Genomic DNA, 25,431 nt, shown 5'->3' on the forward strand with positions numbered 1-25,431 from the left:
AGGACGCGTCCCGCCCAGAGGAGGGCCTGGCATGACCGACAGCGCACCGAAGGAACTGTGGGGAACAGGCCACGCCTACGAGCAGTACGTGGGCCGCTGGAGCCGTCAGGTGGCCGGGCCGTTCCTGGCGTGGCTGGCCGCCCCGGCAGGCGCGGCGTGGCTGGACGTGGGGTGCGGCACCGGCGCCCTGGTGAGCACCATCCTGGACCGCACGCGGCCGGCGTCGGTACTGGGCATCGACCGGGCCGGGGGCTTCGTCCAGGCGGCGCGGGCGCAGGTGACGGACCCGCGGGCGCAGTTTCTGGTGGGGGACGCCACGCAGCTGCCCACCGACGCCCGGCATGACGTGACGGTCAGCGGCCTGGTGCTGAATTTCGTGCCGGACCACGCCGCCATGCTGCGTGAGATGGTGCGCGTCACCCGGCCCGGAGGCACGGTGGCGGCGTACGTGTGGGATTACGCGGGGGGCATGCAGATGATGCGGCACTTCTGGGACGTGGCCCTGGAGCTCAGCCCGGACGACGCCCAGGTGGACGAGGCGGACCGCTTTCCGATCTGCGCCCCGGACGCCCTCGCCGCCCTGTGGGAGGCCGGCGGGCTGACGGGCACGACAGTGACAGCCATCGAGATTCCCACGGTGTTCCGGGATTTCGACGACTACTGGCAGCCGTTTCTGAGGAAGCAGGGCGCGGCGCCCGCATACCTCGCCACGCTGGACGCTGGCGTGCAGACGCAGATCCGGGAGCGGCTGGAGGCGCGGCTGGCACGCACCGGGGACGGCCGCATTCCCCTCACGGCGCGCGCCTGGGCGGTGCAGGGCCGCGTACCCTGAGCACAACGGACCGCAGGCGCCAGGGCAACTCCCCGGCGCCTGCTCCCGTTGGCCCTTACGCGCCGACGGTGCGGACGTACTCGTCGATCTGCGCGCGGATCACGTTCAGGCTGCCTTCCCAGAAGTCCGGGGCGTGCAGGTCGATCCCGAAGCGCTGCGCGAGGCTGCGGGCGTCGCCCAGGCCGGTGCTGGCGAGCAGGTCGTCGTACTTCGCCTGGAATTCGGCCTCACGGCCCTCGCTGCGGGCCTGCACGTACTGCGCGTACACGCCCAGGCCGAACAGCAGCCCGAAGGTGTACGGGTAGTTGTAGAACTGCATGCCGTAGTAGTGGGGTTTCACCGCCCACATGTAGGGGTGCAGGGTGGCAATGGTGTCGCCGTACGCCTCACGCTGCGCCCAGGTCATCAGGTCGCACAGTTCCTGAGGGGTGAGGTCGCGCTGGGCGCGTTTCTCGAACACAGCCTGCTCGAACAGGAAGCGGCTGTGGATGTCCACGACGACCTGCGAGGACCCGAGCAGCTGGGTTTCGAGCACGTACAGCTTCTCGGCGCCCTGCGCGCCGGCCTGCGCTGCGTTCTGGATGATCGTCTCGCAGAAGATGCTGGCGGTTTCCGCCAGGGTCATGGGCGTTTCCTTCTGCAGGGGCGTGCGCGCGGCCTTCACGAGGTTGTGGTACCCGTGCCCGAGTTCGTGCGCCAGCGTGGACACGCTGTCCAGGCTGGGGGCATGGTTCATCATGATGCGGCTGGCGTCGCCTTCCCAGCCCATGCAGAAGGCCCCGCCCCGCTTACCGTCGCGGGGGCCGGCGTCCACCCAGTCCTCGCGGAAGGCGCGGGCGGCGAAATCCCCGAGTTTGGCGCTGTAGGTGCGGAACTGCTCTTCCACGAACGTCATGCCGGCGCCGTAGGTCCATTCGGTGGCACTCTGCCCGGCCGGGGCGGTGATGTCCCACCAGTCCAGTTTCGCTTTACCCAGCGCTTTGGCCTTGGCGCGGTAGTAGCGGTGGAAGTCCGGGAGGCTGCGCACGACGGCGGCCTGCATGGCGTCCAGTGTCTGGCGGTCGATGCCGTTCATCAGCAGGCTGGGCTCCACGGCGTCCGCGAAGCCGCGGCGGGCCGCCAGGGTGCCCTGTTCGCCCTTCACGCCGTTCATGCAGGCCGCGCAGACCATCTCGGCTGTCTTCCAGGCGGCGATCTCGGCGTCGAAGGCGTCCTTGCGCACCGTTTCGTCCGGGTCGCTCTGCATGCCGCGCAGGGTGGTGACCGGCAGGGGCTGGCCGCGGTACTCGCCGGTGAGCTGGCTGGTGTAGTTGCCGTGCAGTTTCGTCCAGCCGCCGCCGGAGCTGGGGTGCAGGCGCGCGGCGAGGTCCTCCTCGGGCGGGGTCATCTGGTGCCGGGCGTACTTCACGCTCTTGCGGATGAAGTGCTCGTGGTCCCGCGCGGTCGGGGAGTCGGCCAGCAGGGCGCTCAGGGCGTCGTCGTTCAGGCCCCCCAGCCAGGCGGTCAGGCGGGAGCGCAGCGGGCCGATGGGCAGAGTCGCGGTGACCAGTTCGCCCATCTTCTGCTGCGCCAGGGCGTTGCGGCTGTCCACGCTGGTGAAGGCGTTGATGTACGAGCCCAGCGGCAGGCGCCGGGCGGTCAGGGCGTTCATGGCGTCCAGCACGCGGTCCAGCGTTGCGGGCGTCACGGGGGCGCCCTGGCGGATGTCCAGGTTGTCAAACAGCGTTTCCAGTTCGGTCACGCAGGTCTGGATGGCGCTCAGGTCAGCCGTGAAGTTCGTGTCGTCCAGGCCGGCGTACAGGTCGTCCGTCCGCCAGCGCGGCATCTCCAGTGTGGTCATGCCCCCGAGTGTAAGTCCCGGTGCAATCCCGCGGCTGAGCGCCACCCGCGCCTCCGGGTAGGTCAATTGGCCTACCCGGACCGGCGCCTCAGTGGGAGTTCAGCAGGCGGTGCGTGTGGCTGTGGCCCATCACGAGCCGCTCCAGGCGCTCGGCGATGTTCACGAGGTGGTCGCCCAGGCGTTCGAGGTTGCGGGCCATGCGGCCGGCGGTGAGGGCCACCTCGTTGTCCTCGGGGCGTTCCATCAGGCGGGTCAGGCTGGCGCGCTGCATCTGTTCGTACAGGGCGTCCACCTGCTCGAAGTCCAGTTTCATGACCTCGCGGGCGGCCTTCACGTCCCGCTCGGCGAAGGCGAAGGCCAGGGTTTCCACCATCTCCTTGAGCAGCGTGACCAGCGGCAGCACGTCCTGCAGGGTGGCGCTGCGGGCGCGCGGCGCGAGGGATTCGAGGTCCTGCGCGACCTTGAAGGCGTAATCCCCGACGCGTTCCAGGTTCGTGAGGCTGCGGAACACCAGCAGGTGGAATTCCAGCTCACCGGGTTCCAGGCCGCTGGCGAAGGCCTGCAGGCAGGCGTCCTCGATTTCCAGTTCGAGGGCGTTCGTCTCGGCTTCCAGGGTCCGGGCTCGGTCGCCCAGGCCGGCGAACTCGGCGCGGGCATTGGCGTCGCGCACGGCGTCCAGTTCCTCCAGAGTGATGCTGAGCATCCGGAGGAACCTCCCCGTGATATGGGCGCTGCTGCTGCGGGCGTCCGGCATGGCAGGAGTATCTTAGTGGGTTGTGATCCGTCCGTCAGGAGCACGGGGGCCGCGTCCCTTCATGAAGGCGTCTGGGGGTCGTCGCGGACCGCCCGGGCCCGCACCTGCGCGGGGGTGAGCGGCCCGCCGTGCCCCGGCCACACCACCCGCGTGTCCAGGCCGGCGATGCGCTTCAGGGTGGCGAGCGCCTGAGCATGGTCGGCGTTGTACTTCGGCTTGGGCAGGTGCGCGCCGTCCGGGCCGGCCAGCACAGCGTCCCCAGCGATCAGGTGGCCGTCCCTCCACAGGCCGATCTGCCCGGCGGTGTGGCCGGGCAGGTGCAGCACCTCCCAGCCGAGCACGTGGTCGCCCTCCTGCACGGCGCTCACCGCTCCGGCCGGCACCTTGGGCGCCGCGCCGAACAGCGCCCGGGCTACCCCGGGCCGCCCGGCCGGGTAGGACAGGTCCGTTTCCCGGCCGGTGAGGCGCGGGATCTCCAGCGGGTGCGCCAGGACCGGCAGGCCCAGCCGGGCGGCGAGGAAGGCCCCGCCCAGGTGATCGAGGTGCGCGTGCGTGACCAGCAGCGCGTCCGGCCGGAAGGCGTGCAGCAGCCGCGCAAACAGGGGGGCGTGCAGGGGGCCGCCGGCGTCCACGAGCAGCCGCCCAGCGGGGCTGTTCAGCAGGTACACGTTGGCGTACAGCGTCCGGACGTGCAGGGTGAGGCCGCTCATGCCCGGGACTGTACCCCACTTCTTGAACCCGGTTCAGAAATCCGGGCCCTGCGCGCTCTATACCGCGTGACATGACGACCACCAACCGCATCTCCTGGCTGAGCGTTCCCGACGAAGACGGTGCCCACGAGGGCGTGCGCAAGCTGTGGGCGAAGGCCGAGGCGAACATGGGCTTCGTGCCCAACGTGTTCCGCGCCCAGGCCCTGAACGGCGAGCAGTTCCTGGCCTGGTGGACCTACTTCAACCTGCTGGTGAACAAGGAAGGCCACCTCAGCAACGCCGAGCGGGAATTGCTTGCGGTGGTCGTCAGCGGCCTGAACCGCTGCGTGTACTGCGCCGTCTCGCACGGCGCGGCCCTGCGCCACCACACGCTGGACCCCGTGACCGCCGACACGGTCGCCGTGAACTGGCGCCACGCCCGCCTGAGCGAGCGGCAGGCCGCCCTATGCGCCTTCGCGGAGAAACTCACCCTCACCCCCGCCCAGATGCAGGAAGGCGACCTCGCGCCCCTGCGAGCGCAGGGCCTGACCGACGCCGAGATCCTGGAAGCGGTGCAGGTGATCGGCATGTTCAACATGACCAACCGCGTGAGCAGCGCCCTGGGCTTCACCCCGAACGCCGAGTACCACGAGCAGGCCCGCAGCGCCCCCGACCAGCAACCCAGCTGAGCGCACCCTGACCGGAAAGGCCCGCGCCGGCCGGTGTGCGCGACAGTTGGCCGCGGGCCTGCGTGGTAGCCTCGCAGAATGTTTGAGGCGCTGGGCAGCAAGTTGCAGGACATTCTGGACCGGGTCGGCCGGGAACGCCAGCTGACCGAACCGCAGGTCAAGGCCGCCATGCGCGAGATCCGCATGGCCCTGCTGGAAGCCGACGTGAACTTCGGCGTGGCGAAGGACTTCGTCGCCCGCGTCAGCGAGAAAGCCGTCGGGCAGGAGGTCATGGGCTCCCTGAACGCCGGCCAGACCGTCGTGAAACTCGTCCACGACGAACTGATCGAAACGCTCGGCGGCAAAACCCACCAGCCGGAACTCAAGACCGACGGCAACGTCTGGTTCATGGTCGGCCTGCAGGGCGCCGGGAAAACCACCAGCACCGGCAAGCTCGCCGCGCACTACAAGGCCAAGGGCCGGCGCGTGCTGCTCGTCGCCGCCGACACCCAGCGCCCCGCCGCACGCGACCAGCTCGAGGTCCTCGCCAACCAGGTCGGCGTACCCGTCCTGAAAGTGCAGGACGGCGAGACGCCGCAGGAAACCCGGCGCCGCCTCGACGAGCACCTCAAGACCGACTACCGCGACCTCGTGATCGTGGACACCGCCGGCCGCCTCCAGATCGACGAGGCGCTCATGGATCAGCTCGCCGCGCTGCAGGACGAACTCAAGCCCACCGAGACGCTGCTCGTCGTGGACGCCATGACCGGCCAGGAAGCCCTGAACGTCGCGCAGACCTTCGACCAGCGCGTGCACCTGTCGGGCCTGATCATCACCAAGATGGACGGCGACGCCCGCGGCGGCGCGGCCCTCAGCGCCCGCAGCGTGACCGGCAAACCCATCTACTTCGCCGGCACCAGCGAGAAGCTCCAGGGCCTCGACCAGTTCCACCCCGACCGCGTCGCCGGCCGCATCCTCGGCATGGGCGACGTGCTGGGCCTCATCGAACGCGCCCAGCAGGCCGACCTCAAGGCCATGGACGTCAAGAAACCCGGCGAATTCGACCTGGAAGACCTGCTCACGCAGCTGCGCCAGATCCGCAAGATGGGCCCCCTGGGCGACCTGATGAAACTCATTCCCGGCATGAGCCGCGCCCTGCCCGAAGGCTTCAACATCGACGAGAAGCAGCTGCAACGCATCGACGCGATGATCAGCAGCATGACCGCCAAGGAACGCCGCAACCCCAAGATCATCGACGGGCGCCGCCGCAAACGCATCGCGGCCGGCAGCGGCCACACCGTGCAGGACATCAACAAACTCCTGAAAATGCACGAGCAGATGAAGGAAATGATGAAAATGCTCCAGCGGTTCAGCGGCCCCGGCGGCAAGGGCATGCGCGGCATGAAACCGCCCCGCGCGCCCATGGGCCCCCAGAATCTCAAACGATAAGGCCCCATTCACCCCGCCCGATTGACACGCCCGGCAGCCCTCCGTATACTCACACCCGCTGCAAAAACGCCCCCCGCGGGCGCGGCAGTTCAGGGTTGTTAGCTCAATTGGTAGAGCAGCTGACTTTTAATCAGCGGGTTCCGGGTTCGAGTCCCGGGCGACCCACCAGGAAACCCCCGCCCCGCGCGGGGGTTCTTGCTTTTACCTGCGGTTGATCCGACTATTTGCTACGACGCAGACTGTTCAGTAAGCGACTTTCGCCAGCTCTAGCGTGCATTTCCCAATCAGGCTTGCTTTAACTCTGCTCGAGAGTCCATCGTAAAGAGTCAGATCGCCCTCGAAATGTGACCGTGTGTTGACTACATCACGAACTCGGCAGCTCTTAAAGATGGTCCCCCGTCTCAGTTGCGCTGTCAGCCCCGAATTGAGAGGTTGAGTCGACGAGGCGAAGGGGGGAGTGTAATACAGGACTGCTTCCTCACGCGGCGACGATTGAACGCCACTCAGAGGCTGGAAACGGCTCACACGCCCCCGAGAACTGGGGTCACCGATATCCTCCACCGTGATGTCAACTGATTCAGGGGCTCTGTCTGTCTCAAGGAGAGTGTATCGCCACACCTGACCCGTCCGAAGTGGCAGCGTCTCAACCTGATAGGAAGTTGTGGGCGCGCAGGCGGCAAGGGCGAGAGGCAGCAAGAAAAGGACACACTTCATCTCCGAAGATTTTAAGATGGAACGAAGCGCCTGTTCGAACGGAATGTACTCGGGGTAACACTGGCGGTTACGTGCCCGTGTGAAGCGCTTGTCTACCAGAGTGGAAGGGAACCCTCCGCGCACCTGAGTAACCCCTATCTAGCACACGATCAGGGCATGCTTATGAAGCTGAAGAAAGCCCCCGCCTACCGCCTTCACCCGGGCGGGTCTGTGATTGGGTTGCATGCAGGGTAGGGACCGGGCGTTAACTGGGGGTAAACGCCGGTCAGGCGATCTCGGTGTCCAGGAGGATGGTGACGGGTCCGTCGTTGCACAGGTCCAGGCTCATGTGCGCGCCGAAGACGCCCTCGGCCACCGGGAGGCCCTGGGCGCGCAGGGCGGCGTTGAACTCGTGGTAGAGAGTCTCGGCCTGGGCGGGCGGGGCGGCGCGGATGAAGCTGGGGCGGTTGCCGCGGCTGGTGTCGGCGTGCAGCGTGAACTGGCTGACGCTGAGGACGCCGCCGCCGATGTCCTGAATGCTTCGGTTCATCTTGCCCTGCTCGTCACTGAACACGCGCAGCCGGGCGATCTTGGCGGCGAGCGTCCGGGCGGTGTCGCTGGTGTCGGCGGGTGCGACGCCCAGCAGGATCAGGTAGCCGGGGCCGGTCTCCCCGGTGACCTGGCCTTCCACGGTGCAGCGGGCGTGCGTGACGCGCTGGAGAACGGCGCGCACGGTCAGTTGCCACGTTGAGGCGGGGCAGGCGGGGCGTCCTGGCTTTCCTGCAGGCGGGCACGGACGCTGGCGATGGCGTCGGTGAGGAGGTCGCTTTCGGTGAAGTCCAGGTTGCCGCGGGTCTTGTCGGCCAGCATGGTGAGGAGTTTGAGGCTGCGTTCGGCGGTCTGCCGGGCGCGCTGTTCGGTCAGGAGGCCGTCGCGGGCGGCGCTGGCGGTGGCGGCGTTCAGGTCGCCCAGGGCGGCCTCGGCGGTGGCCTGCAGGGAGTTGACGAGGCCGACGAATTCCGGGTGGGGCATGCCCGGCAGGATACTCGTCGCCGGGCGCGTCAGAACAGGCCGGGTTGCCCGGGCTCGTCCAGCGGGACGGGCAGGGGCGCTGCGGGCTCCCGCTCGCCGCGCAGGACGGCGGCGACCTCCTGGATGTCGTGCCAGGTGAGGCTCTTGGGGCTGCCGGGGGTGCGTTCGTCGCGGCGCAGCAGGTAGGCGGGGTGGTACAGGGGCCGCAGCAGGGCCTGGGACTGGCCGCCCTGGGCGTCCGGGTGGGTGAAGGCGTACCAGTGGCCGCGCAGGTCCGTGATGCCGCGGGTGGTGCGCAGCAGCGTCTGGGTGGGGGTGTTCCCCAGCGTGACGATGACGCGGGGCCGCAGCAGGCTGAGTTGCGGGTGCAGCCAGTGATCGGTGCAGGTGAGGATTTCCTGCGGGGTGGGGTCCCGGCCGGGGGGGCGGCATTTGACGGTGTTCGTCAGGTACGTCTCGGCGCGGCGGAGGCCGGCGGCGTGCAGGATGCGGTCCAGCAGCTGCCCGGCCGGGCCGACGAAGGGCCGCCCGGCCTGGTCCTCGGTGCGGCCGGGGCCTTCCCCGATGATGACCAGGGGCGCGTCGGCGGGGCCTTCGGCGACGACCACGCGGGTGCTGCCGGGCCGGAGGGGGCAGGCGGTGCACTCTAGGTTGCGGGCGTGCAGGGCGGCCAGGGTGGAGGGCGGGGCGCCGGGCGCGCCGTTCAGGGGGTGTCGCCCAGCTTCACGCGTTTGCTGCGGGCCTCGCGGCGGGTCTTGGGGTCCAGGCCGACCAGCAGGAAGAAGTTCTCCAGGGCGTTTTCCTGTCCCTTGATGTCCGGGTGTTCGTGTTCGGGGGTGCCGGTCACGAAGGGCAGGTTGCGGTAGAGCTCCAGCGCGCGGGTGATGACGGCCTGGGTGTCGTTGGCCTCGGCGTGTTCGCCGAGCAGGGCGTAGACCTCGCGGCGGCTTTCGGCGTGTTTCAGGAAGGCGTCCGGGTGGGGGGTCTCGGCGGCGCGGAGCATGTCCTGCCGGGCGATGCGGCGGTAGTGTTTCAGGCCCTGCTGGAGCTGTTCGGTGGTGATCAGTTCTTTCATGTGTGGGTGGACCTCCGGGGGTCGTGGGTGCGGGCGGGGGCCAGAGTTCCGGCCAGTATAGGTGGGGGCGTCCGGGTGGGGCCGGGCGGGGTGGACAGGGCTGGCCCACATTTCATAGATGAGTAAAATGAGAAAGTATAATAGTTCAAAGGCCGCTTTTTAGACGTGGTTCAGGGGAAATGTGGTGTTTTCCCAGTCATGAGGGTTTCTCTGAGAATCTTGAGCAGGAGCGCAAGATCGGCTCTCACACAGGCAGGCGGGCACCGCATAGCTGCCGTATAGGCGCATACAGGGCGCCACTTCCCCCGACAATTAAGACCGCATAAATAAAGATGCGTTAAACTTCCAGGCGTCGATGAACGCTTCCCGAATCCTCCTGACCCTCGCCGCTGCACTCAGCTTCACGGTTCCGGCCTCCGCCGCCAGCTACACCGTCAAGACCGGCGACACCCTTTACTCCATCTCCCGCAGCACCGGCATGAGCGCCGCGCAGCTGATGAGCCTCAACGGCCTGCAGAGCTCCACCATCCAGGTCGGCCAGGTTCTCAAGACCACCGCCGCCGCGAAGGCCGCGCCCGCCAAGGCCGCCAGCACCGCCGCCAAGCCCGCCGTGACCACCACCGGCACCGGCGGCGCCTACATCCGCACCGCCGCCAGCCGCTTCCTCGGCATCCGCTACGTTCTCGGCGGCACCGGCCGCGGCGGCATCGACTGCAGCAGCTACACCCAGAACGTGTTCCGCAGCATGGGCATCAGCCTGCCCCGCACCGCCGCCGCCCAGTGGGGCGCCGGGCGCTCCGTCAGCCGCCGCGACCTGCGCGCCGGGGACCTGGTGTTCTTCAACACCACCGGCCGCACCGCCAGCCACGTCGGCATCTACCTCGGCGACGGCATGATGGCCAACGCCAACAGCTACCACGGCCGCAGCATGATCGAGCCCCTGTTCGGCAACCCCTACTGGGCCGCCCGCTACAACGGCGCCCGCCGCGTCCTGAACTGAGCCTCCGGGCCTGAGGGCCGAGACCTTCATCGACAGCGAAGCACCCCCGCATCATCCGCGGGGGTGCTTCCTTTGATTGATTTGGGACTCAGCGCGCCGGCCGGGCCACCTGCACCGCGCCCACCGCCTCCAGTCCCCCGGCCAGGCGCACCAGCCGCTCGTCCTGCAGGGCCGGGGCGATGAACTGCACGCCCACCGGCAGGGCCACGCCGTCCACGGTCTCCATCCCGGCGGGCACGCTGAGCCCCGGCAGGCCCGCCAGGTTCACGGCGACGGTGTCCACGTCCGCGGCGTACATCGCCAGCGGGTCCCCGGTCTTCTCGCCGCGCCGGAAGGCCGGGAAGGGGCTGGTGGGCGTAACCAGCACGTCCACGTCCAGAAACGCGCGCGTGAAGTCGTCGGCGATCAGGCGGCGCACGCGCATGGCCTTGCTGTAGTACGCGTCGTAGTACCCGCTGCTCAGGGCGTAGGTGCCCAGCATGATGCGCCGCTGCACCTCCCGCCCGAAGCCCTGCTCGCGCGTCAGGGTCATGCTCTGCGTCACGTCGCCTGCCGCGGCGCGCGGGCCGTACACCATGCCGTCGAAGCGGGCGAGGTTGCTGCTCGCCTCCGGCATGGCGATCAGGTAGTACGTGGCGATGGCGTGGCGCAGGGTGGGCAGGCTCACCTCGCTGACCTGGGCGCCCGCGCCGCGCAGGGCGTCCAGGGTGGCGTTCAGGGCCGCAGTGACGCCGGCGGTGTTCCCGTCCAGACTCTCGCGGATCACGCCCACCCGCAGGCCCCGCAGGTCGTCGGCGGTGCCCGGCGCGAACTGCGGCGGGGCGTTCAGGCTGGTCGCGTCGCGCGGGTCGTGCCCGGCGATCACGTTCATCACCACCGCCAGGTCAGCGGCGGTGCGGGCAAACGGCCCGATCTGGTCCAGGCTGCTGGCGTACGCCACCAGGCCGTAGCGGCTCACGCGGCCGTAGGTGGGCTTCAGGCCGTACACGCCGGTCAGGGCCGCCGGCTGCCGGACGCTGCCGCCCGTGTCGCTGCCCAGGCTGACCGGCGTGAGGTCCGCCGCGACCGCGACCGCACTCCCGCCGGAACTGCCGCCCGGCACGCGCGCCGGGTCCCAGGGGTTCAGGGTGGGGCCGTACGCGCTGCTCTCGGTGCTGGAACCCATCGCGAACTCGTCCATGTTCGCCTTGCCGACGATCACCGCGCCCGCCGCGGTCAGCCGCGCGGCGGCGGTCGCGTCGTACGGGCTCACGTACCCCTGCAGGATGCGGCTGCCGCAGGTGGTGGGCGTGCCGGTCACGTTGATGTTGTCCTTGACGAGCACCGGCACGCCCGCCAGCGGCAGCCGCTCGCCGGCCGCGACCCGGGCGGCCACGGCGTCCGCCTGCGCGGCCGCGCCATCATTCAGGCTGACCACGGCGTTCAGGTCGCGGGCCGCCTCGATGCGGGCCAGGGCGTCCTGCAGCAGGGCCCGGGGCGTGGCGTCGCCGGTCGTCACGGCGCGGGCCAGGTCGGTGGCGGAGGGCAGCTCAGGGAACACGGGCATACCGCGCCAGTCTACCGGGGGCCGCCCGCGCGCGCCGGAACGCCGTGCAGACGGCGCGTCCCGGGGTCAGGCGGGCCGGGCCAGCACGCTCAGGCCGGCGCGCAGGGCGTGGCGCACCAGCACTTCGGGCGGGAGCAGCAGCGCGTTGCCCACGTCCGGCCCGCCGCGCACCGGGAAGACCAGCACCTGCCCGTCGTCCAGGCGCACCGCGACCTGACTTACCGGGCCGCCGCCCGACACCCGCCAGCGCTCCAGTATGGTCTCGTCCAGCACGGCCGCGCCGCGCACCTGCCGGGTCACGCCCAGCGTCAGGCGCGCCACCCGGGTCCTGCGGGGGGCGAGCAGGCCCAGGCGCACGAGTTTCGCCACCACCCGCGCGCCCAGCGGGTCGCCCGCGACCTCGCCGACCGGCTCCTGAGCCTCCAGGCGGCGGAGCACCGTGCGTTCCTCCGGGGAGCAGGCCAGCGCCGCCACCCGCTCCGGCGCGGTGAGGCGCCCGGGCCCGCTGAAATCCGGGGCGGGCAGGGCCACGGCGTCCAGCGCCTGCCAGGTCAGGTCGTCCAGGCTGACGTCCAGGTCCGGGGCGGTCACGCGCAGCCCAGGCTCGAACACGAACTGCCCCTGCGGCGCGCCGAGCATCCGGGCGAGCGCCGCGGCGCCCCGCAGCGGGCCGTAGGTGACGGCCTGCACCCGGCCGGCCGCCAGCCACAGCAGGAAGGGAGCCGACCCGGCCCCGGCGGGCTCGACCTGCATCAGGCCGGTCTTCCCCTGCCCGGACAGCATGAGCAGGAGTTCCAGAAGGTCGAAGGCGTCCAGGCTGGTGGTGTGCTGCATAGATGAGAACCGCCGCGGTTCGCTCTCATGGTATCCGAGGGCCGGGGGCCCCAGGCGTCCGTCAGGTGGCCGATGTCTGACCTGCCCAGGGCGCGCGATGCTGGTTGCGAATGCCCGCCCCCTGCCTGACCTGACCCTGCGTGACCGCTCCGAGGCCGACCTCCCCATCCCCTGGCACTGGTGCCACGCCGAGCGGAGCCCCGAGTGGCAGCAGTGGGACACCCCGTACGTTCACGGCGCGACCCGGCCGCTTCCATACGAGGCGTTCCTGGACCGGCAGCGGGTGGTGGAAGCTGGGCATCGTCATCTACGACCCACAGCTCTGGAGTGGCGGGCACGGCACGCGCGCCCTGCGCCTGTGGACCGCGGCGACCTTCGCGGGCACTGACGCGCACGTTCTCACCCCGACGACCTGGTCCGGGAACGCCCGCATGTTCCGCGCGGCGCGGCGCTGCGGGTACTGCGAGTGCGCCCGGACTCCCGAGGCGGCGGCACGACAGCGTGAAACTGGCCGCGCTGCGCCGTGACTGGCCGGGCGCGTCCGCCGGGTGCGAGAATGCCGGGCTGTGATGCCCGAGCTCTCCCCCACCGTGATCCGCGCCGCCCAGATTTTTGACGCGCCATTTGCCGCACCGCTGATTCAGGAGACGATCGGCGCCATCGGGCGGGCGCTGACGGGCACCACGTCGGACGGGGACGCGGCGCACGTGATCGCGGAGTTCTTCCCGCTGCGGGGGCACCGCCTGAGCTTCACGAACACCCTGATCGCCGAACGCGGCGGCCGGCCGGTGGGCCTGCTAGTGGCGTACCCGGGCGAGCTGGCGGTGATGCTGGACCAGCCGTTCCGCGAGCACCGCCGCAGCCTGGGCCTGCCCCCCACCGTGGATTCCGAGGGCCTGCCCGGCGAGCTGTATCTGGACACCCTGGCCGTCACGGCCGGGGCGCGCGGGCAGGGGGTGGGGTCGGCCCTGCTGGAGGCGGCCCCGGACCTGGCGCGGCGGGCGGGCGTGCGCCGGCTGGGCCTGCTCGTCGAGGACGGGAACCCGGCGGTGGGCCTGTACGCCCGGCACGGTTTCACGCCGGCCGGGGAGCGGGTGGTGGCCGGCGGGCGCTTCATGCACCTCACCCGCGACCTGGAGTAAGCCGGCCCTTCCTTGAGCGTCCCTTACCCCTCGGGGCGCTCCAGGCGGGCGCGCCCGTACGCTGGCCGGCATGAGGCCCTCTGCCCGGACCGTGGACGCCGCCGCGCTGCGTGGCATCCGGCTGTACCAGCGTTTCCTGTCGCCGCGCAAGGGGTTCCGCTGCGCGCACGCGGCCCTGACCGGTGGGGAGTCCTGCTCGGCTGCGGTCGCGCGGATCGTGCGGGAGGATGGGCTGATCGCCGGGCGGGGAAGGGTCGCGGCGCAGTTCCGGGCGTGCCGGGCGGCACACGCCGCGCTGCACGGGGGCCTGCTGCCCCACCCGGGCGCGTTCGGCTCGCAGGTGCAGGCGGGCCGCGTGCAGGGCGTGTGCTGCTGCGGGCCGGTGCCGATTCCCTTCCGCTGCGGGTAACGGGCGGGCGGCGGGGGTCCACCGGAAGTCGGATGTGAGCGGCGCGCCGGGGGCAGTATCTTCGGCGGGTGCGGCGTCGCGTGATTGGTCTGGTGGTTCTGGCGGGTCTGGTGGCCCTGGCCGCGCCGATGGCGCCGGCCGTGGCGAAGTACGGCGCGTTCCCGCAGAAGGCGGACGGGCCGGTGAACCTGCTGCTGGCTGGCGTGACCCCGCAGTACGACGAGAGTGCCGCCGTGTGGCCGTACCCGGCGAAGCCCGAGGCGTACACCGGGAACACGGACACGATCATCCTGGCGCAGCTGTGGCCGGACGGCCGCACGAATCTGCTGAGCATCCCGCGGGACTCGTGGATGAACGTGCCCGGCTACGGCTGGGGCAAGATCAACGGCGCAAACCCGCACGGCGGGCCGGACATGCTGGTGAACGCCGTGCAGGCCCTGACCGGCCTGCGGGCCGACGGCTACGCCCTGCTGTCCCTGCGGGCGGTGCGGGACCTGACGGACGCGGCGGGCGGCGTGACGGTGGACGTGCCGCAGCGCATGAAGTACGACGACAACGCCGGGAAGCTGCACGTGGACCTGCAGCCGGGCCGTCAGCGACTGAGCGGGGAGCAGGCCGAGGGTTTCCTGCGCTTCCGCAAGGACAACCTGGGGGACATCGGGCGGGTGGCGCGTCAGCAGCTGTTCCTGGGCGCGCTGGTGAACCAGGTGAAGAGTCCCCTGAACTGGTGGCGGCTGCCCATGGTCGTCAGTGCCCTGGACCGCAACACGAAATCGAACCTCACGCGGGACCTGAGCGGGAAGGTGCTGGGCGCGGCGCTGTCCGGGCCGAAGGTGCAGATGTTCAAGGTACCGGGCGATTTCGGCTGGGCGGGGAACCTGAGCGTGTGGCGGGTGGATCAGGCGGCGCTGCGGGCGCTGGTGCAGCAGGAGTTCCGGGACCCGAACGACCCGCGGAACCTGAGCGTGCAGGTGCTGAACGTGCAGGCCCCGGGCGGCAGCGCGCGGCGCATGAAGGCCCGGCTGGACGCGCTGGGGTACGTGAATGTGACCACCGGGAACAGCGCGGGCGTGCAGGGGGCCACCACGATTTCCGGGCCGGGCGCGGCGCGGGTCCGGGCGGACCTGGGCTTCGGGCAGGTGACCGGGGAGGCCGGGCCGGGCGCGGACGTGACGGTGCGGCTGGGCGCGGACACCCCCGCGAACTGAGGCGCCGGGGCCTTCACCTTTGGGCACTCCGCCGCTTTTCATGATGGAAGCGATACCATCCAGGGCACGGCTCGTGACGGAGCGCAGGTCCCCCCGGGGACCGGGAGGTCAGGCATGAACGACAGCAGCGGACGCGTGGCGAACCCCGCCGACCTGAAATGGTGGCAGAGCGGCATCATCTACCAGATCTACCCGCGGTCCTTTCAGGACAGCAACGGCGACGGCATCGGGGACCTGAAGGGCATCACGGCGCGGCTGCCGTACATCGCCTCGCTGGGCGTGGACGCCGTGTGGCTCTCCCCCATCTTCGTCTCGCCCATGCGTGACTTCGGGTACGACGTCGCCGACTACTGCGACGTGGACCCCATTTTCGGCACCCTGGAGGAATTCGACGCGCTGGTCGCCGAGGCGCACCGCCTGGGCCTGAAGGTGATGCTGGACTACGTGCCCAACCACTGCTCCTCGGCGCACCCCTGGTTCGAGGAGGCGCTGACCGGCAAGGACAGCCCCAAACGCGACTGGTTCGTGTGGCACGACGGCCGCATCGGCCCGGACGGCACGCGGTACCTGCCGAACAACTGGCGCTCCTTTTTCGGCGGACCCGCCTGGACGCTGGACGAGGCGAGCGGACAGTACTTCCTGCACCAGTTCCTGAGCAGCCAGCCGGACCTGAACTGGCGCAACCCCGAGGTCCGCGCGGCCATGTTCGACGCGCTGAGATTCTGGATGCGCCGCGGCGTGGACGGCTTCCGCGTGGACGTCATCTGGCTGCTCGCCGAGGACGAGGAGTTCCGCGACGAGCCCGTGCGCGCCCTGGACCCCGGCAGCCTGCTGGCCGTGTTCCCGGAACACGCCTCGCTGGAACACATCTACACGCAGGACCAGCCGGACACCCGCACCTACGTGCGCGAGATGCGGCAGGTGATCGACGAGTTCGACGACCGCATGATGGTCGGGGAGATCTACCTGCCGCTGGAGCAGCTGCTGGCGTACTCCGGCACGCCGGACGAACCCATGGTGCACCTGCCCTTCAATTTCCACCTGATCAGCATGACCTGGGACGCCGCGCACGTCCGCGCCTTCGTGGACGACTACGACGCCCGCAGCGTGCAGGCCGGCGCGTGGCCGAACTTCGTGCTCGGCAACCACGACCAGCGCCGCTTCAAGTCCCGCGTGGGCGAGGCGCAGTACCGCGTCGCGCAGACCCTGGTGCTCACCCTGCGCGGCACGCCCACCGTGTACTACGGCGACGAGATCGGCATGCACGACGTGGTCATCCCCCCGCACCGCCTGGTGGACCCCGCCGGGCTGCAGCAGCCGGGCAGCCCCGAGGCGGGCCGCGACCCGGAACGCACCCCCATGCAGTGGGAGGCGGGCCCCAACGCCGGGTTCAGCCCCGAGGGCGTGGAGCCCTGGCTGCCGGTCGCGGACGACGCCGACCAGATCAACGTGGCCGCCCAGGAAGCGGACCCGGACAGCGACCTGAACTACTTCCGGGCGCTGACCGCCTTGCGCCGCGCGCACCCGGCGCTGGTGGCCGGGTCGTACCGCAGCCTGGACACCGGGCAGCCCGACGTGTTCGCGTACGTCCGCGAGCATGAGGGCGAGACCGTCACGGTCCTACTGAACTTCAGCGCCGAGGACCGCCCCCTGACCGACCTGACGGCCACCCGCACGCTGCTGAGCAGCCTGAAGGGCAAGCCCGACCCGGCCGCGCCGCTCGGCCCGAACGAGGCGCGCGTCGTTCTCGGCTGAGCCGACTCCTGAAGGGGGGCCATCCGCCTGGCGGGGATGGCCCCTGCCCCGTTCAGGGCAGCCGCAGGCCGGCGTGTTTCAGGCGCAGCGCCTCCGCCCGCTGGCGCAGGTGAATCTGGTGCGTGAGCAGCGTCACGTCCGCCTGCTTCCCGCGCAGCGCCAGCGCGAGCGCCACCGCCGCCCGGTCGTGTTCCGGCAGGTCCCACCCGGCGCTGCTCACGTACAGCTCGAACTGGTCCTGATCCAGCCGGAACAGGCCGCCCGCGTCCGGCGCGGCGAACACCGCCGGCAGGTCTGCCGGCCGGGCCGGGCGCAATAGGTCCGTGAAACTGGGCGGGTTCAGCCACTGCATCGCCCCGTGAAAGCTGTTCAGGGTGCGCGTGGGGGCCGCCACCCACACTTCCGCGCCCCGTTGCTGCAGGTCCAGCAGTTGCGGCAGCAGCACCTGCTGCAGGGCGGGCGTGGACAGAATGCCCTCCACGGCATTCAGCATGGGGCGGTCCAGGACGAGGCAGGTGCTCATGGCTGCCCCCATTCTGCCCGGCCGGGAAGGGGGAAACATGCCCCCGGCGGGGCGGGGTGGGCGGCGCCCTGCTACCCTGCGGCTCGTGACACGCACCGGCCTGACCGACACCATCGCCGCGATCGCCACCGCGCCCGGCAGCGCGGGCGTGGGCATCGTGCGGGTCAGCGGCGAAGGCGCCCACGCCATCGCCGACGCCCTGTTCCGCGGCCGCCGCCGGCCCTCCCGCACGCCCGGCGGGCGCTTCCTGTTCGGGCACCTGCTCGCCGCGGACGGCGAGGTGCTCGACGAGGGCCTGTGCCTGATCTTCCGCGCGCCGCGCAGTTACACCGGCGAGGACGTCGTGGAATTCCAGTCGCACGGCAGCCCGGCCGTGCTGGGCCGCGTGCTGGGACGCGTGCTGGAACTGGGCGCGCGGCTGGCCCGGCCCGGCGAGTTCACGTTGCGGGCGTACCTGGCCGGCCGGCTGGACCTCAGCCAGGCTGAGGCGGTGCTGGGTCTGGTGGAGGCGCACACGGACGCCGCGCGGCGGCAGGCGAGCCTGGGGCTGAGCGGCGCGCTGGGCGCGCGGGTGGCGCGTATCGGCGCGAACCTCACGCGGACCCTGGCGGCCATTCAGGCCATGCTGGACTACCCGGACGAGGGCGTGCCCGAGGAGGACCGGGACGCGCCCCTCACGGCCGCCGAGGCGGACCTGTCGGCGCTGGTGGCGTCCGCCCGGGCGGGGCAGGTGGCGACCCGCGGGGCGCGGCTGGCCCTGATCGGCCGCCCGAACGCCGGGAAGTCCAGCCTGCTCAACGCCCTGCTGGGGTACGAGCGCAGCATCGTCACGCCCATTCCCGGCACCACCCGCGACTACCTGGAGGCTGGCGTGGAGCTGGCTGGGGTGCCGGTCACGCTGGTGGACACCGCCGGCATCCGCGACACCCGCGACGAGGTGGAGGCCGCCGGGGTGCGGCAGGCTGTGGCACTGGCCGGCGCGGCGGACCTGGTGCTGGCCCTGGAGGACGGCAGCCTGCCCCGCGAGGTTCTGCCCACCGAGTTGCCCGGGGGGGCGCGGGTGATCCGGGTGCGCACGAAAGCCGACCTGAGCGCCGCGTGGACGGACCCGGCGGCGCTGGACGTGAGTGCCGTGACCGGGGAGGGCCTCCCGGACCTGCGGGACGCGATCAGCGCGGCGCTGCTGGGCGACACGGCGCGCGGCGAGGCGTGGCTCACCACCGAACGGCAGGCCGATGCCGCCCGCCGCGCCCTGGGGCACGTGCAGGCCGCCCGCACCCTGCCGGACGACCTGGCCGGGTGGGAGCTGGAAGAGGCCCTGCGCGCCCTGTCGGACCTGACCGGCCGGGACGTGCAGGAGGACGTGGTGGACGCCGTGTTCCGGAACTTCTGCGTGGGGAAGTAAGACCACGCGGCGCCCAGGATTTCCTCCGGGCGCCGCGTGTCAGGAAGTCAGGTCAGATGCCCTGCACGTCGAAGGTCAGGCCGAGGTCCCGGGTGTCCTCGTTCGGGTCGCGCCCGGCGACCAGGGCGTAGGCGGCCCGTTCGGGCGTGAGCCACTCGTCCATGACGCGCCGGAGGTCGTCGTGGGTGGTGGCGAGCAGGCGGGCCTTGTACGTTTCGAGCACTTCCGGGGTGTAGCCGGCAAGGTCGCCGTAGAAGCGCATGCGGCCGATGGTGTCGGGGCTGGTGAGGGGGTCCAGGGCGGTGCTGGCGCTCAGGATCGCCTCGGTGAGTTCCCGCTGGCCGAGGTCGGTGTTCAGGAAGGCGCGGGCGTCGCGGAAGATCTCGTAGGTGCGGCGCACGTGCGGGTCGCGGTAGCTGAGCATGGCGAACACGCCCTCGCGCGGGTCGTAGGTGGCGAAGCCCCCGTACGCGCCGCCCTTCTCGCGCAGTTCCTTGAGCAGGTACTCGCTGCGCAGCAGGGTGGCCAGGACCATCAGGGCCGGGCTGTCCGGGTGGGTGTACGGCACGGCCTGCCACGCGACCGCGTTGAAAGCGACGGGGCTGTCGGTGGTGCGGGCCTGCGGGGTGCGGGCGCCGGGGGTGACGGCCGGGTGGTGGGGCTCGGCGGTGCCGGTGAACAGGGCCGTGATGGGCGTGACGTCCAGCGCCACGTCGTCGGGCGTGGCGGTGACGAGCAGCGCGGGCGTGCCCTGAAGGATCAGGTCGCGCAGGCGGTTCAGGCGCTCCAGCAGGGCGTCCAGGCCGCCGCCCTCCACGATGCCCTTCAGGGTATTCAGGGCCGTGAGGCCGTCGAAGCGTTCCCCCAGGGCGCCGGCGGGGCTGACCTGCGCGGCGGCGAGGCGGCGGGCGTACACGTGGCCCTGGGAGACCACGCCGGCCTTCATGCCTGCGAGGCGCTGCTTGAGCAGCTGCTCCAGGCGCTCGGCGGTGAAGCGCGGCTGCGCGATGATGTCGCGCAGCACGCCGACCAGCGCGTCGCCGTTGCGGGCCAGGGCCTTGCCGGCGAAGGTGACGTTCAGGCGCAGGGTGTTCAGGTCGTCCGGGGTGGTGCCCAGGCCCACGCTGGCGCTCACGCCGCCGGTCACGGCCTCGATGCGCCGCGCGAGGGCCAGGTAGTCCAGGTCGGCGGCGCCGCCGCGGGTAACCGCGAAGGCGTACAGCGGCAGGGTGTCCAGCAGGTCGGCCGGCACCTCGGGCAGCTTGACCTGCACGTCCACGTACGTGAGCCCGCCGGTGGGCTGCGCGGCGCGGCCCACTACGCCGCGGCCGGCGTCCTCCTTGCTGTAGGCCACGCGGGGCACGCGGGTGGGCACGTCCTCCAGGGCCAGGGTGGGCAGTGTGGACGGGTCGTAGGGCTCGGCCTGCACTTCCTTGAGCCGCAGGCTTTCCTGCACGATGCGGGCGCGGTCCTCGTCGGTAAACTCGGCGCTCAGGCGCTTCACCAGGGCCTGCTCGTCCGCCTCGGCGCGGGCGGCGAGGTCCGGGTCGGGTGCGAGTTCCAGCGTGACGCGGTGGGGGTTGTCCAGCAGCTCACGCTGGATCAGGTCCTCGAACAGGCGGGCGTTGCCGCTCAGGTCGGCGCGCAGGCGCTCCATCTGGGCGTCCAGGCGCAGGCCGCTGACGGGGTCGCCGCCGCTCATCCAGGGGCCCAGCAGGCGGAACATGACGCCCAGCGCGAACGGGAAGCGGGCGTTGCTGACCTCCTTCTGAGACAGCTCGAACTGGTGCAGGCTGCTCGCGACGAGCTCCGGATCGATGCCGTCGTGCACGATGGCGCGCAGGGTGTCCAGCACGAGCGCCTCGACCTCGTCGGCCTTCCCGGCGGGCAGGCCCTTGAGGCCCGCGGCGAAGGCCCCTTCGCGGTAGCTGTCGCGGTAGCCGCTCACATCGGTCAGGGCACTGCCCAGCCCGGAGTCGATCAGGGGCCGGGTCAGGGGCGCGGCGGGGTTGCCGAGCAGCACGTCGCTGAGCACGCTCCAGCGCAGGTTCGCGTCGGCGTCGCTGCTCAGGCCCAGTTTCCAGCCCACGGCGACCTGCGCGCCGCGCTCCACGTCGCTGCTGGGGTACGTGACGGTCTCGCGGCGGGGCGCGGGGAAGGGCGGCTGGTCGGGGATGCTCACGTCCAGTTCACTGGCCGTGAAATGGCCCATGACGTGCTCCTCGATCACGGCCAGGATGCGCTCCAGCGGCAGTTTTCCGTAGGTGAAGAAGTAGGCGTTGCTGGGGTGGTAGTGCGCCGCGTGGAAGTTCTTCAGGTCCTGGTGCGTGAGGCTGGGAATGTCGCTGGGCGCCCCGCCGCTGTTGTTCGCGTACGTCAGGTCCGGGTACAGCGCCTTGCCGAACGCGCGGTGCAGCACGCTGCCGGGGGTCGCCATGGCGCCCTTCATCTCGTTGTACACCACGCCCTGGAGTTTCAGTTCGGTGGTGGGATCGTCGGGGGTGGCGAACTCGAAGCGGTGCCCGTCCTGCCGGAAGGACTCGTAGCGCATCAGGGGGAAGAACGTGGCGTCCAGGTATACGCCCAGCAGGTTGAAGTAGTCCTTCTCGTTGCGGGTGGAGAAGGGGTAGGTGGTCCAGTCGGCGGCCGTCATGGCGTTCATGAACGTGTTCAGGCTGCGCGGAATCATGGCGAAGAAGGGGTCCCGGACCGGGTACTTCTGGCTGCCCATCAGCACCAGGTGCTCCAGGATGTGCGCCACGCCGGTGCTGTCGCGTGGCACGGTCGGGAAGGTCACGCCGAAGGCGCTGTTCTCGTCGTCGCGGATCACGTGGGCGTGCCGGGCGCCGTTCTCGTGCCGCAGCAGCACCAGGGTGCCCTGCATCTCCGGCAGGTTGGCGGTGCGTTCCACGGTGTAGCGGCCCAGTCGGGTGCCGGCCTGCGGCGCGGCCGGCAACGGTTCAGCGGTGGTCATTCCCGCATGCTAGCGCCCGGCCCTGCCCGCCTTCCCGGCAAAGGTGACGGAGTGGTCCTCATGCAGATGAGAACGGGGCTCACAGGCGGCCCAGGACCCGGCCCGTACAATGGCCCGTATGACACCCCTCAACCCGGTGGCCGCGCGGGGCGCGCTGGCGGCCCTGACTGTGGCGGCCGCCCTGCTCCTGGGCGGGTGCGGCAAGGAGATCACGCCGGCCAGCGTGACCGGCGGGTCCGACGCCCTGACCATCCAGAGCACCGGCAGCCTGCCGCCCATGTACCTGCAGGAACCGTACGTGGCGCCCGTCGCCGTGAGCGGCGGCGCCGGGCCGTACAGCCTGCGCGTCACGGCCGGCAGTCTCCCGCCGGGCATCACGCTGAACAGCGCCGGGCTGCAACTCACCGGGAAACCCGAGAAGGCCGGGACGTACACCTTCACGCTGGAAACCACCGACTCGCGCCTGAACAGCAAGAACCGCGAATTCACCGTGACCGTCGCCGCCCTGCCGCCCCTGACGCTGGCGCCCACCCTGCCCGCCGGGGAGATCCGCGGCGAGACGCGTGTGCCCGTGACCATCACGCACCCGCGGGACGTGCGTGCAGCGCGGGTCGTGTGGACGCTGCCCGAAGGGGCGCGCGTCACCCGCGTGCAACTCGGGGACGGCAACGGCAGCGGCCTGCTGTTCGTGAAACAGACCGGCCAGCAGCTCACCGTGGACCTCGGTTTCCGCGCGGTGCCCCGCTCCGGCGCGCGCGTGCTGCTCGTCAGCGTGAAACCCGCCAAGGCCGTGAAACTGACCAGCACCGGCTTCACGTACGAGGCGCGGGACGGCACCGGCAAGGTGATCGCCGGCAGCCCGGCCGCCGCCACGCCGGCCCCGGCGACCCCCGCCGCCGGCACCCCCAGCCCCACGGCCACCCCCACCCCACCGGTCACCCCGCCGACCGAACCCGGCACGCCCCCGGCGGAAACGCCGGGCACGCCGCCCCCCTCGGGCGGTGGGCAGTGAAGCGCCTCGCCCTGCTGGGCGCCCTGCTGGCCGGCGCAGGCCTGGCGACCACCGCCCCGGACCTGACCCTGCAACAGCAGGCGAAAAAGGCCGACGTGATCGTCCGCGCCGTGCTGGGCGCGGCCACCACCGTGAAAGAGGGCGACGTGACCTACACCGTCATTCCCCTGGCCGAGATCAAGGACGCCGTGGCCGGCGACGTGGCCCGCCTGCCCGTGCACGAGGGCAAACCCGCCCTGTTCTTCCTGCGTGGTGTGGACGACCTGCCCACGCTGGGCAGCGGGCAGGAGGTGTTCGCGCTGCTGTACGCCGCGCGCGCCGACAGCCCCCTGGTGGGCTTCAACCAGGGCCTGTACCCGGTCGTGAACGGGCAGGTCACCTGGAACAGCGTCACCAAGGCCCGCGTGGACGCCCTGGCGAAGGCCGAGGCGGACCGGCAGGCCGCGCAGCCCGCCCCCACGAACACGACGACCCCCGCCCCCACGGGCACCGCGGCGGCCGGCACCGGGACCACTCCGCCCCCCACGGCGGGCGCCACCCCACCCGCCTCCCAGCCGGCCCCCACGCCCCCTGCACCGACCGCCCCTCCGGCCAGTGGGATGACAGCCCCGGGCACGGCGGCCACACCTGCCCCGACCGGTCCGGCCACGACCCCGCCGGTGACTCCGCCCGCCGCAACACCGTCCAGCGTGCCGGTGCTGATCACCGACCCGGTGAAGTTCCGTGAGGCGCTGGTCGCCGCCCGGGGGAGCCAGTGAGGCGCGCGCTGACGCGGCTGGCGCTGCTCTCGGCGCTGGGCCTGGCAGGCCTGTCGGAGGCCGCCACCGTGAAGTTCCGGCCGCAGGGTGCGGAAATGACCCGGCTGGTGCAGGCGGCCGTGGCGGCCCTGAGCACCAAGGAGTTGCCGGTCACGATGGACGACACGGCCGGCGTGATCCTGTCCATCGGGGGCAGCGGGCCGAGCGCGGCGCCGTTCAATCCGGACGTGGCGGCGCGGGTGGTGACGGTGAACGGGGAGCGCCGCATCGAGTTCAATCCGCAGGGGCCGCTGCCGCTGGCCGAGGCAGTCCGGCAGGAGCTGGCGCGGGAGCTGGGCCTGAGCGCCTGGACGGCCGCCGCCGCCCGCACGCGGCTGAGCGGCGCGGACGTGAACGGCGACGGGAAGATCGATCTGGCGGACCTGGCGATCATCATGAACAACTACGGCAAGGCCACGACGGTCGGGGACCTGAACCAAGACCGCAAGGTGGACGACGCCGACATCCGGCTGTTCAGCGAGCAGTACCGGCCCTGAGGGCCTTGTCGCTTACTCGTAGAACGCTTCGATGCGTTCGCGGGCAAGTTCCGGGCTGAGGGTCATGCCGATGTTGCGCAGCAGCCGCACGGCGCCGCCGGCCTGCCCGAGCTGTCCGATCTGCCGGGAGCGGTGCACGACGGCGTTCGCGGCCGCCTCGCGTTCCTGCTGGTAGCGGCCGAGGGCCGCGCTCAGGGTGGGGAGGTCCGGGTCACCGAGCGGTGCGAGCTGCGTGGCGAGGCTGTAGGCGTCCTCCAGGGCCTGCGCGGCGCCCTGCCCGAGGTTGGGGCTGGTGGCGTGCGCGGCGTCGCCGATCAGCACGACCTTCCCGCGGTGCCAGTGCGGCAGGGGCCGGATGTCGCTGAGGTCCACGCCGTGAATGTGTTCGGCGTCGGTGTGGGCGATCAGTTCGATGACCTGTTCGGGGAAGTCGCGGTACTCGCGCAGCAGGTCGGTTTTCTTGCGGGTGGCGCCGGGCGTCTGGGTGACGGGGGCGTGCCAGTAGGTGAGGTTCTCCGCGAGGCGGAAGAACGTGAATCGCCGGCCCCGGCCCCAGTACTCCACGAAGGAGTTGTGGTACTGCGGGAGGGGCGCGATGGTGGTCAGGCCGCGGTAGGCGACCTGCCCGGTGTGCACGAGCTGCGTTTCGGGCATGGTGAGTTGCCGGGTGCGGGATTCGCGGCCCTCGGCGGAGACGAGCAGGTCGGCGGTGGTTTCCGCGCCGTTGGCGAAGCGGGCGGCCACGCCGTCGAAGTGGTATTCCACGCCGCTGAGTTCATGGCCGGTGTGAATGGTGCCGGCGGGCAGGGTTTCGGCGAGGCTGCGGTGCAGCACGGTGCGCGACAGGCTGTACAGGCCCCGCCCGTGCCGCTGCGCGACGGCCGTCTGCGGGCGGTGGTACAGCGTCCGGCCAGTTTTCGCGTCGATGATCTGCATGTCGGTGAGCGGCACGCCGTACGCGTCCAGGATGTGCCCCAGGCCCAGGCGGTCCAGCACGCGGGCGCTGTTGGGGGGGATGATCAGCCCGCCGCCGATGCTGCGCAGCGTGGCCTGCGCCTCGTGCACCTGCACGCGGTGGTGGGGGTGGTGCAGGGTGACGGCCCGCGCGAGGGCCAGGCCGCTGATGCCAGCGCCGATCACGGTGATGTTCATGCTTTCCTCCGGAAATGAGGCCGCGGCGCTCGGGGCCAGCCGCAGGGGTACAGCGCCCTGGAGCGTGCTGGGGGCGGCGGGGTGGGTCGGGTGGGGCGTGGTCGGTCGGGGCAGGCCAGCCGCCGGACCGGAAGCGGCCGGGGCG

Annotated in this window: 26 protein-coding genes and 1 tRNA gene; 15 read left to right on the forward strand and 12 right to left on the reverse strand. The window is 71.2% G+C overall.

Annotation, left to right across the window (positions count from 1 at the left end; genetic code table 11):
• Positions 1-31 precede the first annotated feature (31 nt).
• On the forward strand, positions 32-832 hold the full coding sequence (locus DFI_RS10865) for a class I SAM-dependent methyltransferase (RefSeq protein ID WP_027463114.1): 801 nt from the start codon (positions 32-34) through the stop codon (positions 830-832).
• Positions 833-887: 55 nt separating this feature from the next.
• Here the strand turns inward: DFI_RS10865 and DFI_RS10870 are convergent, their stop codons facing one another.
• The 3 genes from DFI_RS10870 to DFI_RS10880 all read right to left on the reverse strand — a co-directional run bounded on the left by DFI_RS10870 (position 888) and on the right by DFI_RS10880 (position 4,136).
• Complete coding sequence (locus DFI_RS10870; protein WP_043778213.1) at positions 888-2,672, reverse strand: M3 family oligoendopeptidase; 1,785 nt, start codon at positions 2,670-2,672, stop codon at positions 888-890.
• A gap of 88 nt (positions 2,673-2,760) precedes the next feature.
• Entirely contained in the window at positions 2,761-3,426 is a 666-nt protein-coding gene (locus tag DFI_RS10875; RefSeq protein ID WP_051138456.1) for a phosphate signaling complex PhoU family protein, read from the reverse strand.
• Positions 3,427-3,485: 59 nt separating this feature from the next.
• Positions 3,486-4,136 (reverse strand): MBL fold metallo-hydrolase, encoded by a 651-nt coding sequence (locus DFI_RS10880; RefSeq protein ID WP_051307821.1) that lies wholly within the window; start codon positions 4,134-4,136, stop codon positions 3,486-3,488.
• Between the two features lie 71 nt (positions 4,137-4,207).
• On the opposite strand from DFI_RS10880, the gene DFI_RS10885 reads away from it, so the two are divergent.
• The 3 genes from DFI_RS10885 (at position 4,208) to DFI_RS10895 (ending at position 6,400) form a co-directional block, all read left to right on the forward strand.
• The gene (locus tag DFI_RS10885) at positions 4,208-4,804 is read left to right on the forward strand and encodes a peroxidase-related enzyme (protein WP_027463117.1); all 597 of its coding nucleotides are present in this window, start codon (positions 4,208-4,210) and stop codon (positions 4,802-4,804) included.
• 78 nt (positions 4,805-4,882) lie between these two features.
• Positions 4,883-6,232 carry a signal recognition particle protein gene (gene ffh, locus DFI_RS10890; RefSeq protein ID WP_027463118.1) on the forward strand — a complete coding sequence of 450 codons (1,350 nt, stop codon included), beginning with the start codon at positions 4,883-4,885 and terminating at the stop codon, positions 6,230-6,232.
• 92 nt (positions 6,233-6,324) lie between these two features.
• Positions 6,325-6,400, forward strand: a tRNA-Lys gene (locus tag DFI_RS10895).
• 811 nt (positions 6,401-7,211) lie between these two features.
• Here DFI_RS10895 and dtd read toward each other — a convergent pair.
• The 4 genes from dtd to DFI_RS10915 all read right to left on the reverse strand — a co-directional run bounded on the left by dtd (position 7,212) and on the right by DFI_RS10915 (position 9,032).
• Complete coding sequence (dtd, locus tag DFI_RS10900) at positions 7,212-7,658, reverse strand: D-aminoacyl-tRNA deacylase (protein ID WP_027463119.1); 447 nt, start codon at positions 7,656-7,658, stop codon at positions 7,212-7,214.
• Positions 7,659-7,660: 2 nt separating this feature from the next.
• Entirely contained in the window at positions 7,661-7,957 is a 297-nt protein-coding gene (locus DFI_RS10905) for a DUF1844 domain-containing protein (protein ID WP_027463120.1), read from the reverse strand.
• A 29-nt stretch (positions 7,958-7,986) separates the two neighbouring features.
• On the reverse strand, positions 7,987-8,565 hold the full coding sequence (locus tag DFI_RS10910) for a uracil-DNA glycosylase (protein ID WP_420810870.1): 579 nt from the start codon (positions 8,563-8,565) through the stop codon (positions 7,987-7,989).
• Positions 8,566-8,660: 95 nt separating this feature from the next.
• Positions 8,661-9,032: a hypothetical protein gene (locus tag DFI_RS10915; protein ID WP_027463121.1), complete on the reverse strand. Its 372-nt coding sequence runs from the start codon at positions 9,030-9,032 to the stop codon at positions 8,661-8,663.
• 355 nt (positions 9,033-9,387) lie between these two features.
• Here DFI_RS10915 and DFI_RS10920 point away from each other — a divergent pair, with 355 nt between their 5' ends.
• Complete coding sequence (locus tag DFI_RS10920; protein ID WP_022801281.1) at positions 9,388-10,032, forward strand: C40 family peptidase; 645 nt, start codon at positions 9,388-9,390, stop codon at positions 10,030-10,032.
• A gap of 88 nt (positions 10,033-10,120) precedes the next feature.
• Here the strand turns inward: DFI_RS10920 and gatA are convergent, their stop codons facing one another.
• Complete coding sequence (gatA, locus tag DFI_RS10925; RefSeq protein ID WP_027463122.1) at positions 10,121-11,578, reverse strand: Asp-tRNA(Asn)/Glu-tRNA(Gln) amidotransferase subunit GatA; 1,458 nt, start codon at positions 11,576-11,578, stop codon at positions 10,121-10,123.
• A 66-nt stretch (positions 11,579-11,644) separates the two neighbouring features.
• Entirely contained in the window at positions 11,645-12,412 is a 768-nt protein-coding gene (locus tag DFI_RS10930) for a DUF4388 domain-containing protein (protein ID WP_027463123.1), read from the reverse strand.
• A 97-nt stretch (positions 12,413-12,509) separates the two neighbouring features.
• Here DFI_RS10930 and DFI_RS21035 point away from each other — a divergent pair, with 97 nt between their 5' ends.
• From DFI_RS21035 to DFI_RS10955, 6 genes are all read left to right on the forward strand, one after another.
• Positions 12,510-12,800 (forward strand): hypothetical protein, encoded by a 291-nt coding sequence (locus DFI_RS21035; protein ID WP_338030642.1) that lies wholly within the window; start codon positions 12,510-12,512, stop codon positions 12,798-12,800.
• The gene (locus tag DFI_RS21040) at positions 12,718-12,939 is read left to right on the forward strand and encodes a GNAT family N-acetyltransferase (protein WP_338030641.1); all 222 of its coding nucleotides are present in this window, start codon (positions 12,718-12,720) and stop codon (positions 12,937-12,939) included. Before DFI_RS21035 ends, DFI_RS21040 begins: the two co-directional genes overlap by 83 nt.
• A 42-nt stretch (positions 12,940-12,981) precedes the next feature.
• On the forward strand, positions 12,982-13,554 hold the full coding sequence (locus DFI_RS10940) for a GNAT family N-acetyltransferase (RefSeq protein ID WP_051307823.1): 573 nt from the start codon (positions 12,982-12,984) through the stop codon (positions 13,552-13,554).
• Positions 13,555-13,624: 70 nt separating this feature from the next.
• Positions 13,625-13,963 (forward strand): membrane protein insertion efficiency factor YidD, encoded by a 339-nt coding sequence (gene yidD, locus DFI_RS10945; RefSeq protein WP_027463124.1) that lies wholly within the window; start codon positions 13,625-13,627, stop codon positions 13,961-13,963.
• 68 nt (positions 13,964-14,031) lie between these two features.
• Positions 14,032-15,171 (forward strand): LCP family protein, encoded by a 1,140-nt coding sequence (locus tag DFI_RS10950; RefSeq protein WP_043778217.1) that lies wholly within the window; start codon positions 14,032-14,034, stop codon positions 15,169-15,171.
• A gap of 114 nt (positions 15,172-15,285) precedes the next feature.
• Positions 15,286-16,926, forward strand: coding sequence for an alpha-amylase family glycosyl hydrolase (locus DFI_RS10955; protein WP_051307825.1), 1,641 nt, complete (start codon positions 15,286-15,288; stop codon positions 16,924-16,926).
• A gap of 52 nt (positions 16,927-16,978) precedes the next feature.
• On the opposite strand, the gene DFI_RS10960 is transcribed toward DFI_RS10955, so the two are convergent.
• Positions 16,979-17,449, reverse strand: coding sequence for a hypothetical protein (locus DFI_RS10960; RefSeq protein WP_022801273.1), 471 nt, complete (start codon positions 17,447-17,449; stop codon positions 16,979-16,981).
• 85 nt (positions 17,450-17,534) lie between these two features.
• Here DFI_RS10960 and mnmE point away from each other — a divergent pair, with 85 nt between their 5' ends.
• Complete coding sequence (gene mnmE / locus DFI_RS10965; RefSeq protein ID WP_027463127.1) at positions 17,535-18,854, forward strand: tRNA uridine-5-carboxymethylaminomethyl(34) synthesis GTPase MnmE; 1,320 nt, start codon at positions 17,535-17,537, stop codon at positions 18,852-18,854.
• A gap of 52 nt (positions 18,855-18,906) precedes the next feature.
• On the opposite strand, the gene DFI_RS10970 is transcribed toward mnmE, so the two are convergent.
• Positions 18,907-21,828, reverse strand: a complete 2,922-nt coding sequence (locus DFI_RS10970; protein WP_027463128.1) for an insulinase family protein — start codon at positions 21,826-21,828, stop codon at positions 18,907-18,909.
• A gap of 118 nt (positions 21,829-21,946) precedes the next feature.
• On the opposite strand from DFI_RS10970, the gene DFI_RS10975 reads away from it, so the two are divergent.
• Genes DFI_RS10975 through DFI_RS10985 form a run of 3 tightly spaced genes read left to right on the forward strand, consistent with a single transcriptional unit; the run spans position 21,947 to position 24,134 of the window.
• Positions 21,947-22,840 (forward strand): Ig domain-containing protein, encoded by an 894-nt coding sequence (locus DFI_RS10975; RefSeq protein WP_081425850.1) that lies wholly within the window; start codon positions 21,947-21,949, stop codon positions 22,838-22,840.
• A complete protein-coding gene (locus DFI_RS20575) occupies positions 22,837-23,598 on the forward strand; it encodes a hypothetical protein (RefSeq protein WP_211235352.1) in 762 nt (253 codons plus the stop codon). The genes DFI_RS10975 and DFI_RS20575 overlap by 4 nt, the downstream gene beginning before the upstream one ends.
• The gene (locus DFI_RS10985; RefSeq protein WP_244940266.1) at positions 23,595-24,134 is read left to right on the forward strand and encodes a hypothetical protein; all 540 of its coding nucleotides are present in this window, start codon (positions 23,595-23,597) and stop codon (positions 24,132-24,134) included. Before DFI_RS20575 ends, DFI_RS10985 begins: the two co-directional genes overlap by 4 nt.
• 12 nt (positions 24,135-24,146) lie before the next feature.
• Here DFI_RS10985 and DFI_RS10990 read toward each other — a convergent pair whose 3' ends face one another.
• Positions 24,147-25,286: an FAD-dependent monooxygenase gene (locus DFI_RS10990; protein WP_027463130.1), complete on the reverse strand. Its 1,140-nt coding sequence runs from the start codon at positions 25,284-25,286 to the stop codon at positions 24,147-24,149.
• Between the last annotated feature and the right edge of the window lie 145 nt (positions 25,287-25,431).

It is taken from the genome of Deinococcus ficus (genome assembly GCF_003444775.1).
GTDB classification, from domain to species: domain Bacteria; phylum Deinococcota; class Deinococci; order Deinococcales; family Deinococcaceae; genus Deinococcus; species Deinococcus ficus.

Excerpts from the sequence above, each read along its gene's own strand:
- DFI_RS10865 (WP_027463114.1), top strand. The coding sequence starts at position 32 with ATGACCGACAGCGCACCGAAGGAACTGTGGGGAACAGGCCACGCCTAC.
- DFI_RS10870 (WP_043778213.1), bottom strand. The coding sequence starts at position 2,672 with ATGACCACACTGGAGATGCCGCGCTGGCGGACGGACGACCTGTACGCC.
- DFI_RS10875 (WP_051138456.1), bottom strand. The coding sequence starts at position 3,426 with ATGCCGGACGCCCGCAGCAGCAGCGCCCATATCACGGGGAGGTTCCTC.
- DFI_RS10880 (WP_051307821.1), bottom strand. The coding sequence starts at position 4,136 with ATGAGCGGCCTCACCCTGCACGTCCGGACGCTGTACGCCAACGTGTAC.
- DFI_RS10885 (WP_027463117.1), top strand. The coding sequence starts at position 4,208 with ATGACGACCACCAACCGCATCTCCTGGCTGAGCGTTCCCGACGAAGAC.
- ffh (WP_027463118.1), top strand. The coding sequence starts at position 4,883 with ATGTTTGAGGCGCTGGGCAGCAAGTTGCAGGACATTCTGGACCGGGTC.
- DFI_RS10905 (WP_027463120.1), bottom strand. The coding sequence starts at position 7,957 with ATGCCCCACCCGGAATTCGTCGGCCTCGTCAACTCCCTGCAGGCCACC.
- DFI_RS10915 (WP_027463121.1), bottom strand. The coding sequence starts at position 9,032 with ATGAAAGAACTGATCACCACCGAACAGCTCCAGCAGGGCCTGAAACAC.
- DFI_RS10920 (WP_022801281.1), top strand. The coding sequence starts at position 9,388 with ATGAACGCTTCCCGAATCCTCCTGACCCTCGCCGCTGCACTCAGCTTC.
- gatA (WP_027463122.1), bottom strand. The coding sequence starts at position 11,578 with ATGCCCGTGTTCCCTGAGCTGCCCTCCGCCACCGACCTGGCCCGCGCC.
- DFI_RS10930 (WP_027463123.1), bottom strand. The coding sequence starts at position 12,412 with ATGCAGCACACCACCAGCCTGGACGCCTTCGACCTTCTGGAACTCCTG.
- DFI_RS21035 (WP_338030642.1), top strand. The coding sequence starts at position 12,510 with ATGCTGGTTGCGAATGCCCGCCCCCTGCCTGACCTGACCCTGCGTGAC.
- DFI_RS10940 (WP_051307823.1), top strand. The coding sequence starts at position 12,982 with ATGCCCGAGCTCTCCCCCACCGTGATCCGCGCCGCCCAGATTTTTGAC.
- yidD (WP_027463124.1), top strand. The coding sequence starts at position 13,625 with ATGAGGCCCTCTGCCCGGACCGTGGACGCCGCCGCGCTGCGTGGCATC.
- DFI_RS10955 (WP_051307825.1), top strand. The coding sequence starts at position 15,286 with ATGAACGACAGCAGCGGACGCGTGGCGAACCCCGCCGACCTGAAATGG.
- DFI_RS10960 (WP_022801273.1), bottom strand. The coding sequence starts at position 17,449 with ATGAGCACCTGCCTCGTCCTGGACCGCCCCATGCTGAATGCCGTGGAG.
- DFI_RS10970 (WP_027463128.1), bottom strand. The coding sequence starts at position 21,828 with ATGACCACCGCTGAACCGTTGCCGGCCGCGCCGCAGGCCGGCACCCGA.
- DFI_RS10975 (WP_081425850.1), top strand. The coding sequence starts at position 21,947 with ATGACACCCCTCAACCCGGTGGCCGCGCGGGGCGCGCTGGCGGCCCTG.
- DFI_RS10990 (WP_027463130.1), bottom strand. The coding sequence starts at position 25,286 with ATGAACATCACCGTGATCGGCGCTGGCATCAGCGGCCTGGCCCTCGCG.